This is a genomic window from Paenibacillus piscarius, assembly GCF_022234545.1.
Taxonomy (GTDB): Bacteria; Bacillota; Bacilli; order Paenibacillales; family Paenibacillaceae; genus Paenibacillus_AQ; species Paenibacillus_AQ piscarius.
This window is the reverse complement of the sequence record NZ_JAIEUI010000001.1, coordinates 178,404-192,356: the sequence shown is the minus strand read 5'-3', so window position 1 is coordinate 192,356 and position 13,953 is coordinate 178,404. Positions and strand designations below refer to the sequence as shown.

At 56.4% G+C, this 13,953-nt stretch carries 9 protein-coding genes; 2 read left to right on the top strand and 7 right to left on the bottom strand.

What is annotated here, in order from left to right; translation table 11 throughout:
* Positions 1–5: 5 nt before the first annotated feature.
* The 3 genes from K1558_RS00810 to K1558_RS00800 all read right to left on the bottom strand — a co-directional run bounded on the left by K1558_RS00810 (position 6) and on the right by K1558_RS00800 (position 5,313).
* The gene (locus K1558_RS00810) at positions 6–1,748 is read right to left on the bottom strand and encodes a sensor histidine kinase (protein ID WP_238649479.1); all 1,743 of its coding nucleotides are present in this window, start codon (positions 1,746–1,748) and stop codon (positions 6–8) included.
* Between the two features lie 18 nt (positions 1,749–1,766).
* Positions 1,767–3,332: a response regulator transcription factor gene (locus K1558_RS00805; protein ID WP_238649478.1), complete on the bottom strand. Its 1,566-nt coding sequence runs from the start codon at positions 3,330–3,332 to the stop codon at positions 1,767–1,769.
* Between the two features lie 166 nt (positions 3,333–3,498).
* A complete protein-coding gene (locus tag K1558_RS00800; protein WP_238649477.1) occupies positions 3,499–5,313 on the bottom strand; it encodes a family 43 glycosylhydrolase in 1,815 nt (604 codons plus the stop codon).
* Between the two features lie 171 nt (positions 5,314–5,484).
* Here K1558_RS00800 and K1558_RS00795 point away from each other — a divergent pair, with 171 nt between their 5' ends.
* Positions 5,485–6,276 (top strand): helix-turn-helix transcriptional regulator, encoded by a 792-nt coding sequence (locus K1558_RS00795; RefSeq protein WP_238649476.1) that lies wholly within the window; start codon positions 5,485–5,487, stop codon positions 6,274–6,276.
* 541 nt (positions 6,277–6,817) lie between these two features.
* Here K1558_RS00795 and K1558_RS00790 read toward each other — a convergent pair.
* Positions 6,818–8,800, bottom strand: coding sequence for a glycoside hydrolase family 31 protein (locus K1558_RS00790; protein ID WP_238649475.1), 1,983 nt, complete (start codon positions 8,798–8,800; stop codon positions 6,818–6,820).
* 125 nt (positions 8,801–8,925) lie between these two features.
* Between K1558_RS00790 and K1558_RS00785 the strand changes: the two genes are divergently transcribed.
* Positions 8,926–9,816 carry an AraC family transcriptional regulator gene (locus K1558_RS00785; protein ID WP_238649474.1) on the top strand — a complete coding sequence of 297 codons (891 nt, stop codon included), beginning with the start codon at positions 8,926–8,928 and terminating at the stop codon, positions 9,814–9,816.
* On the opposite strand, the gene K1558_RS00780 is transcribed toward K1558_RS00785, so the two are convergent.
* Genes K1558_RS00780 through K1558_RS00770 form a run of 3 tightly spaced genes read right to left on the bottom strand, consistent with a single transcriptional unit; the run spans position 9,813 to position 13,856 of the window.
* Positions 9,813–11,324: a glycoside hydrolase family 43 protein gene (locus K1558_RS00780; protein ID WP_238649473.1), complete on the bottom strand. Its 1,512-nt coding sequence runs from the start codon at positions 11,322–11,324 to the stop codon at positions 9,813–9,815. The two genes, K1558_RS00785 and K1558_RS00780, sit on opposite strands and share 4 nt — an antisense overlap.
* A 31-nt stretch (positions 11,325–11,355) precedes the next feature.
* Positions 11,356–12,777, bottom strand: coding sequence for a glycoside hydrolase family 43 protein (locus tag K1558_RS00775; protein WP_238649472.1), 1,422 nt, complete (start codon positions 12,775–12,777; stop codon positions 11,356–11,358).
* Positions 12,778–12,836: 59 nt separating this feature from the next.
* Complete coding sequence (locus tag K1558_RS00770; RefSeq protein WP_238649471.1) at positions 12,837–13,856, bottom strand: endo-1,4-beta-xylanase; 1,020 nt, start codon at positions 13,854–13,856, stop codon at positions 12,837–12,839.
* Positions 13,857–13,953 lie beyond the last annotated feature (97 nt).

The following is a 13,953-nucleotide window of genomic DNA, read 5'->3' as shown; positions in this document are numbered from 1 at the left end:
GAAAACTATGGTTTCTGCGGAATCCTCAGCTCAATCCTTGTCCCTTCGCCCGGGCTGCTGTCCACGTTGAAGGTGACCTGCTCGCCGTACAGCATTTTGACTCTGTAGATGACATTCTGGATACCGATCCGTTCACCGATAATTCCGTCCAGCTTCAGGTAACTGTACAGCTTATCCACCTGCTCGCTGCTCATGCCAATCCCGTTATCCTGCACCGTGAACACCACCTCCGCCCCCTCCACTGCAATGCGGATGTCCATGGTTCCGCCCTTCTTGAGCGGCTCGATACCATGAATGCTGGCATTCTCCACGAAGGGGAGAAACACCATCTTGGGCACAATACATATGCGTGCTTCCGGCTGCACCTCAATCTGAACGCTGAGCTTGTCTTCGAACCGGTATTTCTGGATGTCCAGGAAGCACAGGATGAAGCCGAGCTCCTCTTCCACGCTCACCCATTCCTTGCTCCAGGTCAGCGAGCTGCGCAGGATCATCGCCATGCTCTGGATGATTTTGGCGGTCTCGTTCTCGTGCTTGAGCAGGCTGCGCATCCGGATCGTCTCCAGCGCGTTGAACAGGAAGTGGGGATTAATCTGGCTCTGCAGCGCATTGAGCTGTGCCTTCCGCCGCTCCAGCTCCAGCGATTTCTTCTGAATCTCGGTCAGGTATACATCATTGATCAGTGTCTTGATCTGCATGATCATACTGTTGAACTCGAGGGTCAGCTGGCCGATCTCATCGCGTGACTCCCCGTGCATGATGGTCTGGAACTGCTGGGTTTTCACCTTTTTCATATGCCGCAGAATTTCAATTATTCTTAGATTCACCGACCGGGTGATAAACAGAATAATGACAGTGGGAATGATCATCATCAGGCAGGCCGACCACAGGATGAAATGGCGGGATTTCAGCACCTCCCTGATAATCTCATTCTCGTTAATCGTGCCTGCAATCTTCCAGCCGGACAGGTAGCTGATGCTCCCGTACTCCTTCTCGAACCGGATGACATGATCGGACTTCAGCGAGGCGTAGAGCAGCTTCTCACCGCTTTTCCAATTGATGGAGGGGTTCGTCGTATACTCAATCTGGCCCCCGGGTCCCACCAGATACACATCTCCCTGCACATTCAGATTGGCGAACACCTCCATCAGATCGATCGTCTTGAAATCAATCTTCACCAGCTTCTCCTTGTCCATCCGGTCCGCAAAGTAGTCCATCCGCCTTAGCACGGAGAAGGACTCGAAGCGGCCGTCTGCGGCGTCAATCCGCACAAACATTGGCTGAGACGATGCTCCCTGCATCCACTGCTTATACCAGCCGGTCTCGCGGATCTCGCCAGACAGGAGTCCGATGTTCCCCGAATTCAGCAGGGTGGGATTATCTACATAGAGGGTCTTGTTCTGCAGCGAGGAGGAGAACGGGGAGTAGTTGTTCAGCGTGGAGCGCAAATAGAGATCATAGGCCTCTACATAATCTTCTGTCTGCGTAAAATCAATATTGAGCACTTCATTGGTTTTGTAGTCGGCATAGAAATAGGAGGACAGCCCGACCGCCTGGTCGACCATCAGCCGGAACTCGTTCTTGATCTGCTCGACCGCAAGGTCGATGTCCTTGATCCGCTGCTCCCGCACATTGCCGGTAATGATGTTGTAGAAGATGATATTGGTTATAAGGAGCGGGGCGATGACGCCGAGGAAATAGACCAGGAACATTTTGTCCCTGAGCCGGATGTTATTTAACAGCTTCATGCAGCAGTCCTCCTGGCCTTAACGGTGGCCCATCCGGTTTCGGTATTCGGTAGGCGTGCTCTGCTCCAGCTTCTCGAACTGGGTAACGAAATAATCGGCATTCCTGAAGCCGACCTGCTCGGCAATCTCATAGATCCGCAGATCGGTCTGCCGCAGCAGCTTCTTGGCTTCTGTAATCCGCAGCTGGAGCAGATATTCGTTGAAGTACAGGCCATAGTTCTTCCTGAATACCTGGCCCAGGTAGGCTGAATTCATATAGAATTGGCCCGCAATCTGCTTCAGGTTCAGATTCTCATGGAAGTTCCGGTCCACATAGGACTTGATTCTGTGCAAGCCGCCGGTGCCATAGCTCTGGTACAGACCTTGAATCAGCTCTGCCGCCTCCAGCGAGAAGACTTCGAACAAAGAGCGCAGCTCATCCAGGGTGATATTGTGATCGTACCAGTTCATCATCGGGACCAGGCTGGCGAGCCGCTTCTCATCGCCCTTCAAGCTGCGGATGGTGTGCAGCACGCTATGGACGCACTGAACGGCAGCCGCCTTCATCGCTTCCTTAGAGACCAGCTGCTCCCGGAATTCCGCGAACAGCCGGTCAAGGGCCGCAAGAAGCGCTACGGTGTTATTCTCTTCGATCGCCTCCATCCAGGCCCGGAACACCTCATTGCCGGGGTGGATGTACTTCAGCTCAAGCCCGGCAATATCCGCATACGTAAGAATTTGCTGTGCGGGTCTGGCGTATTTGAACTCAGCGGTCTCCTTGGCTGAGGTATAAGAATGCTTCAGCTCCTTAAGCGTGCTGACAGGCTGGCCTGCATATGTTGCGGCCTGTATATCCAGGCGTCCGCAGAGCCGGCTAAGACACTCCGCCAGGAAGCTGCGCAGCTCTCCGCCATGCTGCCGCAGATAGTGCTCCGGCACAATGAAGCCGAAGAAGCGCCGGTGCTCATAGACAAGGGGCGGCTCGGCAGTGATTCCGCCGACCTCCTGCCGGATGGACTCCTTCAGCTCCGCCTTGCCCGGCAGCTGCCGACCGCTCCAGGGGAACACATTGTTGACCTCCAGCAGGACATAGGTGAACTGTGTCGCCCCCGCAGCCGTCCACTGCTGCTCCCAGTCCTCCAGCACAGCGTCCAGGGGTTCCCCCCGGAGCAAGGCCTCCATCCGCTTCTCCCCTTCATGAAGCTGGAGCCGGTCCTGGAGCTGCTGCCGGGCCGAGAACTCCTCGCGGAATTTATGAAGCGCTTTCACAATCTCGTGCTCATCCACCGGCTTTAGCACATAATCCAGTACACCGTAACGTACAGCCTGCTGGGCATACCGGAAATCATTATATCCGCTGATAATAATGAATTTGGTGCCGAGCTGCTCCTCCGTCACCGCTTCAATCAGACCGATGCCGTCCAGGATCGGCATACGGATGTCGGTGATCACCAGCTGCGGCCGCTTCGCACGGATCAGCTCCAGCGCATCCTCCCCGTCATCCGCCTCGCCGGTAATCTCGAAGCCGCTTCCCGCCCAGTCAATCATCCCGATCAGGCCTTTGCGGACAAACACCTCGTCGTCAACAATGATTATTCCGTACATGCCGGATTCACTCCTCTGTTATAATGGTTGGCTGCCCGGCCCGTCCGCCTGGTTGTGGACGGAGGACCAAACGAAAACAAAGGAACCCCCGGCCAGTATAATCACGGGTCAAGGGTTCCATCTGCATAGCTTCATATAGATTATAAGGCCGGTCCGGCCGGCAGGTCTAGCCTACATTCACTTCTATAGATACCTGCTTCAGCTGCGGGTTCAGATCCTTCTCTTCGGTGAGATCCAGCACCGGTGCCCCGTCAATGTCGAAATGTACACGGCGCAGACCTGAGCTGCGGGGACCGTCAATGCTCGGCCGCGCATGGTAGGCGTTCCAGATCACCCCGTCATCGTCCGTCACATAGGAGTTATGACCCGGACCATATTCACCCGGCACACTTCTGGAGGTCAGCAACGGATAGTTGCCCTTGGTCCAGCTGCGGATATCCAGCAGATCCGCACCCTTGTCAGCGGTCAACAGACCGACGACATAGGTTGCATCCACCGCCGCACTGGCAAAGGTCAGGTACAGCTTGTCATCGGTGTAGAGGGCGAAAGGGCCTTCATCCACAAACGTATGGTTATTGGCCCAGCCATATTCCGGGCGGGTCAGCAGCACCGGATCACTGGTCAGCTTCCACGGCTCCTTGGGATCAATCGTTGCGATATAGACCCAAGCTCCCAGATCAACCGGCAGGAACTGGCGCTCTGACCATGCAGCGTAGAGCTGGCCGTTCCAGCGGATGACCGTCATATCCAGCGAGATCGTCTTACCCGCTTCACACAGATAGCTGCCGTCCTTCTTCACCACCCGGCGGGGTCTGGACCAGTCTGCAGCGTTCATGGGGTTTCCGCCCGCGCTGAGCTTCATCACATGCGACTCTTCGTGGAAGAATTCGCCGGGTGTAGCCGCATGGAAGATATACAGCCCGTCTTCAATGATATGGAATTCCGGCGCCCATAGCAGGCCGCCGATTCCTTCATAGGTAGAGGAATCGAGAATCAGGGCTTCCTCTGCGGTAACCAGCCCGGGAATTGTATCCGCTTCCCTCATATACAGCGTATGTTCCTTATCCGCATCATTAGTCGCGATGAAATAATATTTTCCTTTCCATTTCGTAATGCAGGGGTCTGCGCGGTTCAGTGCAATAGGGAATGCAAAATGGTCCTGATGGATCTCACCCGTGATCTTGTAGGTACCCGCCTTGTCCCAATCGATAGCGGACGTATCCCAGTTCACCCGCTTGGATGCCTGCGTGCCGTCGCTGTACAGCGCGGTCGCCCGGACTGCCTTCAGCTCCTCCGGCGAAGCCGCGCTTATCCGGTCAGGGACCACCACGGCCACATTCTCAGGAACGGTAAGCTTGAAGCGGAGCCTGCGGCCAATCTCTTCGGGTACAGCAATCACATTGCGCGGCAGAATGCCTTCGATATCTGTAGATATTGTATCTGCCGTGAGCGGCTGCGCTTCTTCCGGTGCAGAAATGCCCCTCAGCCTCATAATATCGGCGATTGTATTCTCATAGCCTTGGCCGTCCTCATCCGTCCAGTGAATCTCGTACACCTTACGCTCAGAGTCATAGGTGCACGCAACATCGCTCACATACGTATCGGCTTTAAGCTCCAGCAGCCCAATCTCCGTGTATTGCAGCAGATCCCCGGATGAGAATACCAGCACCTTCCCTTTGCTCTCTTCATCGGGTTCACCTGCAGCCTCCGTCCGCACGGCAATGACGCCGAAGCTCCCGTCCGCTGTCTGGAAGAGGTACGGCTGCTTCAGGCTTTTGGCCCGGAGCGTTCCGTCTGCATTCTCGGTTGCCTTGGCGAACAGAACACCCGAGTTATGGTTCAGCGCCTGATAGCTTATGCCGTCTGCACTGCAGGCAAGATGCATACTATGCGCAAGCTTCGGAGCATACACGATATCCTCCTGCGGCAGCCGGGTGTAGCAGAGGATATAATTCCGATCTTCGCCCTGTTGTGGTATCATTAAGCAACAACCTTTCTTCTATTGATGATTTCTCATAACAATAATCTCTCAATTCTCTGTCAGCCTTCAGATACTATCATCATATTCACTACAAATTATAGAGATTCAGCGAAATTCTAACAATGATATTTACTGACCATTATTTGATCTATCCGAAGAAAGGAGAAGCCAATGCCCACCATACACTACGTGGAATACGATGCCGCACATCCTGCGAACTTCGTCTACAGCATCCCTGAGGGACTGGACGCCTGGCTTCTTGTTCTGACCCAGACCCCGGCGCAATTCGAGGTGAACGGAGAGCTTAAGGAATTCCCCGCTCACTCGGCAGTCCTGTATCCGCCGGGCCACCCCATCTATTACCGGGCCTGCGCCAAGAAATACGTTAACGACTGGGTCCGGTTCGATGCGGATGAATCTTATATCACGGAAAGCGTGGTACCGATCGCCAAGCCGTTCTCGCTGCCCGACCCCGGCTATTGCCACCAGCTGTTCCAATTGCTGACCCTGGAGAATTCATTCCAGAACGATTACCGCGAGCTGTCCATTGACTACCTGTTCCGCCTCCTGTTCAACAAGCTCTCGGAGGCGACCCAGGATAAGCTGACGCCGCAATACTACAATCTGCTGGAGCTGCGCAAGACCTTATACAGCAACCCTGGCTACCCCTGGACCGTGTCCTCCATGGCCGAACATCTGCATATCAGCGCAGGCTATCTGCAGACGATCTACAAATCGACCTTCGGCATCTCCTGCATGGAGGATGTCATTCACTGCCGCATTCGCCTGGCCAAGGAGAAGCTGGGCTACGGCCAGCACAAGATCGCCGAGATCGCCGCGCTCTGCGGCTACGCGAATGTCGAGCACTTCTGCCGCCAGTTCCGGCAGCTGACCGGCTTCTCTCCCCGGACCTACCGGGAGAAGCTGAACGCCAGAGAGCCGCAGGGGCGGGAGGGGGAGTAGGGCGGGGGGGCGTAATAGGGCCGGAGTTAGACGAGGGTTAGGTGGGAGTGAGTTAGTAGTATGGCAAAGGGTATGTGGAGATGTGAATACATCGTTGCTCCAACTGCGGGCTACCCTCTCGCCGCCGCCAAATGTAATCGGTTTTTCGATTACATTCCGCCCTCGCGCCTCCGCCACGCCAAATGTGATCGGTTTTTCGATTACATTTCGCTCGCACGCCTCCCGCAAGCCCAATGTAATCGGTTTTCCGATTACATTTCGCCCACGCGCCTCTGTCACGCCCAATCTAATCGGTTTTCCGATTACATTTCGCCCACGCGCCTCTGTCACGCCCAATGTGGTCGGTTTTTCGATTACATTCCGCTCACACGCCTCCGCCACGCCGAATGTGGTCGGTTTTTCGTCTACATTCCGCCCGCGTGCCTCTGTCACGCCCAATGTGTTCGGTTTTTCGCATACATCCGTCCACACACATTCCGCCCCAACTAACAAAGGGCAGCGACCCTCCACCGGAGAATCGCTGCCCTTGTTAACAACGTCCTTACTCTTCTGCTCCGCCCAGAATCGGCAGCGGGGCGCCGTCACGCACGAAGAGCGGAATCTGCTCCAGCGGCGCATCGACCACAATGGCCTGTCCGCCGGAATAGGTGTCGCCGGTATAGACGTGGGTCCACTGCGCGCCAGCCGGCAGGTATACGCTGCGCGACCGTTCCCCCTCGGCCAGCACCGGGGCGACCAGCAGGTCCGGCCCGAACATATACTGGTCTTCGACGTTCCAGGCGTCCGGGTCCTGCGGGAAATCATAGAAGAGCGGGCGCATCGGCGGGGTTCCCTGCTCATGGGCAGCCTGCATCAGCCCGCGGATATACGGCTTCAGCCGCTCCCGGATCTGCATGAACTCCTTGAAGATGGCGTAGGCCTCTTCGCCGTAGCTCCACACCTCATTGTCCGAGCCGCTGCCGCACACACCGCCACCTCTCGTGCCGGTCGGCGGCACAAACGGCTGCCGGTCCCCATGCAGCCGGAACACCGGCGAGAACGCGCCGTACTGGAACCAGCGGACCATGAGCTCGCGGAAGGAAGGCTCGGCCGGGTTGCCGCCGTGGAAGCCGCCGATATCGGTCGTCCACCAGGGAATGCCGGCAATCGCCATGTTCAGCCCGGCCCGCACCTGAATCGCCAGCACCTTGAAGCTGGAATGGATATCCCCGGACCAGACAAGCGCCCCGTAACGCTGGCTGCCTGCCCAGGCGGTACGCACCAGATTGATAATGTTCTCCTGCCCCGCAGCAGTCATTCCGTCATAGAACGTCTGGCTGTACCGCATCGGATAGAGGTTGCCGATCTGCTTGCTGGAGCCGATGTGATACCGGTAAATATCATGATCGTAGACGGTCAGCTCCGGCTCGGCCTCGTCCAGCCAGAAGATTTTGATCCCCTTGTCATAATAATTCTGCTTAATCAGCCCCCACAGGAACTCGCGGGCCGCAGGATTGGTCGCATCGAAAATAGCATTCTGCCCGAGGAACTGGAACTGGGTGCGGACCCCGCGGTCGGAGCGGAGCAGATACCCCTTCTCCAGCATCTCCCGGTAATTCTCACTCTCCGTCTGCACGGTCGGCCATACCGAGACCATCAGCTCGATGCCCATCTCCTGCAGCTCCCGCACCATCGCCTCAGGATCAGGCCAGTACTCGGGATCAAAACGCCAGTCCCCCTGGTTCGTCCAGTGGAAGAAATCGACCACGATGACGTCAATCGGCAGATTCCGCCGCTTATGCTCTCTCGCCACCTCCAGGAGTTCCTCCTGGGTGCGGTAACGGAGCTTGCACTGCCAGAAGCCCATGCCGTAATCCGGCATCATCGGCACGGTTCCCGTCGCCTTGGCATACGCTTCCTCGATCTCGGCAGGGGTATCCCCGGCAGTGATCCAGTAATCGAGCTGCTTGGACGAAGGGGCTGTCCATTCGGTCACATTCAGACTGAAGTGCGCCTGACCGACTGCCGGATTATGCCACAGGAACCCGTAGCCGCTGCTGGACAGCACGAACGGAACACTGATCTGGCTGTTGCGGTGGGTCAGCTCCAGGGAACAGCCCTTCAGGTTGAGGAAGGAATGCTGGTATTGCCCCATCCCGAACAGCTTCTCGTTAGGGTCCGCCTCCAGCCGCAGCTTCACGGAGAAATCACTGCTCCCCGGAACCGCCGCCAGCTCTCTGCCGCCATATTTCAACTGGTACGTATCTTCGGTCTCGTTAAGCAGGAGCTTACCATGCTGGTTATAAAAGAAAATCTGCCCCTTCTCCGTAATCTCCGCCCGGATCTTTCCGTTCACAATCGTTGCCCGCTCTTTAGTAATCGTTATCTCGCCCGGGGTCTCCGGTGCAGGCAGCAGCGCCCACTCTTCATCGGTAATCTGCGCATAGGATGCGCGAATCCGCAGCGAATTCGCACCCCATGGCTCTATCCAGACCTTCTCATGGTCATATTCTCTGATCAGCCGGCCATTCTGTTCAAGAAACATAGCGCGATCCCTCCAACAGTTCTATAATAAGGTTGCAACCACAGTATAAAGAGTGCCAAGCCGCGTTACTACACCTAAAAGTACGCATCTATAATACGATATTACGTTTTTGTGGAGGGATTACGTTGGAAGAAACCTTCGAGGACAAGCCTTATCCGTGGAAAAAAGAGCATACGGAAATGCCGGAAGAGCTGTTCCCGGTGAATGTGTTTCATATCTGCTTTCCGGACCGCAGCATCATACCGCCCCACTGGCATGACCACCTGGAATGGATTCTCGTCACTAAGGGCAGCTTCCGCGTCCAGGTCGGTCCTCATTCGAGAGTCTTGACTGCAGGCGAGCTGGCCTTCGTCAGCCGGCCGCAGATTCATGCCGCCTATCCGACAGAGGACGGCAGCGAGCTGTATGCGGTAGTCTATAACGAGGCGCTGCTGAGCGGGATGAGAGACCCTACCGAGCTTCAGCATATCCGGCCGCTGCTCAGCGGAGAGCTCCGGCTGCCGGCCTTCTATTCCGCAGACCAGCCGGTGACCGGGCAGATCAGAGCAAGCATTGAACATATTGTACAGAGTTATCAGAGCAAAAGCTTCGGATATGAATTATGTATCAAGGGCGGCTTGTTCTCCGCCATGGGTCTGGCTTACCCCATGGCGGAGTTCAAAGCCCCGCGTTCCAAAAAAGACCGTCCGGAGACCGGCATCGAGCCGCTGCTGATCCACCTCAGCAACCATTTCCACGAACCGCTGACCGTGGAGTCCGCCGCCCGGATCTGCTGCGTGACGCCTAACTACTTCTGCCATCTGTTCAAGAAGAACACCGGCAAGACCTTAATTGAATATGTCAATATGCTGCGCGTGCATGAGGCCAGCCGTCTGCTCCAGCTCCGCCGGTACCCGATTCAGGAGGTCGCCTTCCGGGTCGGCTTCGTGAGCCTGACGTACTTCGGCAGAATCTTCAAGCAGCATACCTCCCTGACTCCAAGCGAATATGCTTCCCGCTTCCAGCCCCGGGTCTAATCCTCTCTCCGGTAGTGGAAATAACCGAAGTCAGCATAGCCGCCGGGCTTCAGGGTCGCATAATTGAATAAGCCGATCCGGTAGCCCATGAAGTGATCGAGCGTATATTTCATATGCAGCGTCTGTCCGATGGAGTGCCAGACCTCCCCGTCCCCGGAATAGAAGAACGAAGCTTCATCCACACCATCCCTGAAGTTGAAATCAATCCGCAGGCAGATCCGCTGGCCTGCGAACGGGATGCTCTCTACCACATTGGAGCCGTTATCACCAGTGACGCACATCTCCACGGCGAACTGTCCCTGCTCTCCGGCCGCCACCTCAACTGTGCCGTACCCGGATTGGAGAGCAACCATGCCCGCCCGGTCTCCTTCACTCATGCCGCCCAGATATAGCACCGTCTCTGCACTGCAAGCCGGGCCTTCGGTCCGCTGGGTCAGCGTGTTGCGCGCTGACACGACACTGTCGGCCACCCGTCCCGTGCGCAGCCGCAGGCAGCCCGGCTGCTCGGTGACTGACCACAGCTCATTGTCAGGGTTATGGTTCCACTGCCACTGAAGCTCCAGCCGGTTCTCCCTATAATCGAACTCATCGCTGATTACAATCGCCTTCGGCTCACCGGCGGGCAGCTTCGTCCCGAAGCTTACCGGAGCTTTGCCGCCATCTCCGACCACCGGCCAGTCGTTCTCCCAGGCTACAGGGAATATGCAGGGAACGCGTCCAACCGCCCCGTGATCCTGGAACAGCACTGCGTACCAGTCGCCGTCCTCAGTATCCACCAGCCCGCCTTGCGCTACACCGCGGTTCTCATAGCCTATGTTATCGTCCAGGATAACCCGGCGCTCGTAAGGACCCAGCAGCTCGCGGGAGCGGTAGCACAGTTGACGTCTGCGCATATTGCCCTCTGACGGCCATTCGATGAAGAACAGGTAATAATATCCGCCCCGCTTATGGGCATGACAGCCCTCCATCCGCAGCATAATTCCCTCCCGCTCACCTTCGAGCAGCAGTTGCTCCGTTCCCCCGTGCATCCATCCGGTCAGATCCTCATTCAGCTCCCGGATGCGGATATCCCCGTTCCCGTAGATCACATAATTGCGGCCGTCATCATCCAGCAGCAGGGCCGGGTCGTGGTACAGATCCTGCATGACCGAACGCTCCCACGGCCCATTCTCAATATCCCGGGTCTGGTAGATGTAGAACCGGTCCGTATTATTGGAGGAGAAGCATACATAATAGATTCCGTTCCTGCACCGCAGCGAGGCCGCCCAGGAGCCGCCCCCGTAGATGCCTTCACCGTCCTCCAGCCGGAAGGCCGGAGTGTCCTCGAAGGTATCGAAGACGTAACTCACAATCTCCCAGTCCTTCAGATTCACCGACTTCATGATCGGACAGCCCGGCATCGAGTGCATACTGGTGCTGACCATATAGAACACCGGGCCGACCCGGATTACATCCACATCCGGGACATCTGCCCATAGTACTGGATTAGTAATGATGGCTGTATTCAATGTGCCGCCTCCTTGCTGTTAGTTATGCTGCTTAAGTGAATTGCCAATGGGCCAGCTTGAACAAATCCTTACCGCTCTCTCCTGCAAAAACAAGATAGAGGGCATGAACGCCAGCCGCTCCCTGGACCTCTGTCTTCAATTCCGTCCATCCCTGCGCTGCGCCTGCCGCCGGAACCTGCAGCTTGCCGATCAGCGGGCCGGCCGGTTCATCCAAATGCAGCTCCAGCACACCGCCTGCTTCCAGTCCCAGCACCGAAGCCTGGAATGCGTCTGCTCCGCTGCCGAAGTCTACCCCGGATAAGCCGATCCAGCCGCCATGCTCCACCTCCGTTACGGCCTGAACGCCGCCCTCAGCCAGATATTCGGTCTTCACGCCTGCGCTCCAGCCCATTGTTGCCGCCGGAATACGTTCATACGGATTCAGGCTGCCCAGCTGCGATACGCCCTCATAGTCGGCATGAATCTCCTGGATGGACCCGTCCTCGTTATGGGCCAGGCGGTTAAGATGCGTCGAGCGGTAGCCGTTCGCAATCCCCTGGGCCTTGGATAAGGTCTGGGCATGGTAGGCGATGTACCAGCTGTCCCGGAACTGGAAAATCGCGTGGTGATTGTTCCCCGATACGCCGAAGAAATGTCCCGGATTCTTCAGAATGGTCGTCTGATACATCCACGGTCCCATCGGACTGCTGCTTGTCATGTAAGCAATCTCACCGGCTGGAGGACTGCCCTCTGCGCGCTCCCCCTTGTAGAAGTTCGAGCAATAAGTGTAATAATAAGTGCCCTTCCACTTATGAATGCCGGCATCCTCGAACATGTACGGAGCGGGAATCACCTGGGCCGTTCCCACTACACTGATCATGTCTTCACCAAGCGGCATCACCCGCGCGGTGCCCGGCTCAGCGAACTGACCTTCCGGCACACCGCCGCCAAAATAAATATATCCCTTGCCGTCCTCATCCACCAGCACCGCCGGGTCGAACAGCCAGGTCACATCCTCCACGCCGGGAGTGGAACGCAGAATCAGGGCTTCCCCGATCGGGTCTACCCACGGCCCGACCGGACTGTCACTGGACAGCACGCCGATGCCGCTGGCATTGTTGGCGAAGTACAGGAAGAACTTATCCTTCCCGTCAATGACCTTGCGGACCGCTGCCGGTGCCCAGGACTGGGTCGCCCACTTGGCCGCGCCTTGCGGTCCCGCTACAGCGATCGGGCCATGATCAGTCCAGTTCACCAGGTCAGCCGAGGAGATGACCGTAATTGTATTGATGCTGCTGTAGGAGTTCTCTTTTACCGTGCCGTTCTCATCGTACTCCAGCGCATCATTGGTCATATACAGGTAGACTCTGTCCCCATATACCAGCGCATAAGGATCGGCTCCGTATCTGTGCGCTACCAGGGGATTGCCTTGCGGCGGCACCTTGCCGGTTGCTTGCTTCAGTTGGTATGTCATAGGATTCCCTCCAGAATATCGTTAGTAGTTAAGGTAGTAGTTAGGATGAATGAGGATAATTACAACTTCGGAGCCGTCAGTGCCGCGAGGCGGCCAAACGAAGCCTTGGGCTGCTTCTGTTCATCGAACAGGAACGGCCAGTTCTTGCGGCCGCGGACCGGGAAGCCGTCCAGCCACGTATAATCGTCGGCCACGCCCCAGAAGGTTACCGAATCGATCGCCTGCTTGTATTCCAGCAGCACAGCAAAAATCTCCGCATAACGTTCCTCCTGCAGCTTCAGCATTTCTGCTGTTGGCGCTTTCAAGTCCGTGCGTTTGTCGTCATGGTTGAACACGGAGAGATCCAGCTCGGTAATTTGGATCTTGAGGCCCAGCGATGCATACAGCTCCAGCGCGCTGCGGATCTCGTCAATGGACGGGCCGTAGATATTCCAGTGTCCCTGCATCCCGATGCCGTGGATCGGCGTATTCTGGTCCAGCAGGCTGCGGACGAGCTTGTAGATCTTTTTGCTTTTGACAGGGTCAGTCTCATTATAATCATTGTAGAACAGTAAGGCGTCAGGATCCGCCTGATGAGCCATCTCGAACGCCTGCCGGAGATAATCCTCACCGATAATCTGCAGCCACTTCGTATCACGCAGATACTCTTCTGACTTGTCCTCAATCGCTTCATTCACCACATCCCAGGCATAGGCCCGTCCCCGGTAACGTCCAACTACCGTATTGATGTGGGTCTGCAGACGTGCAAGCAATTGCTCTCTAGTGCATGGTCCGCCTTCCGCATTCTGGAACATCCAGTCCCCGGTCTGGTTATGCCACAGAAGCGTATGTCCCCGGACCCCGATCCCGTGCGTTTCCGCGAAGTCAAAGATCCGGTCCGCTGACTCGAAGGTGAACTCCCCTTCCTGCGGCTGGACAAGGGCCGGCTTCATCTCATTCTCGGCAGTGATGCTGTTATAATGCTTCGCAATGAAAGGACCCTGTGCGGAAATAATAGGTGTGCTGACGGCGGCTCCGATCTTGAAGGCATCCCGGAACATGTCATGCAATGCAGGAACCGTGCTGCTATTCTGGTTCATTCTCTCCAACCTCCTGTAAATACAATATTTTGGCACAGCTAGTTCTATCATAACGCATTTGAATGCGTTTACCATCACCAAAGTAAACAAATGGACC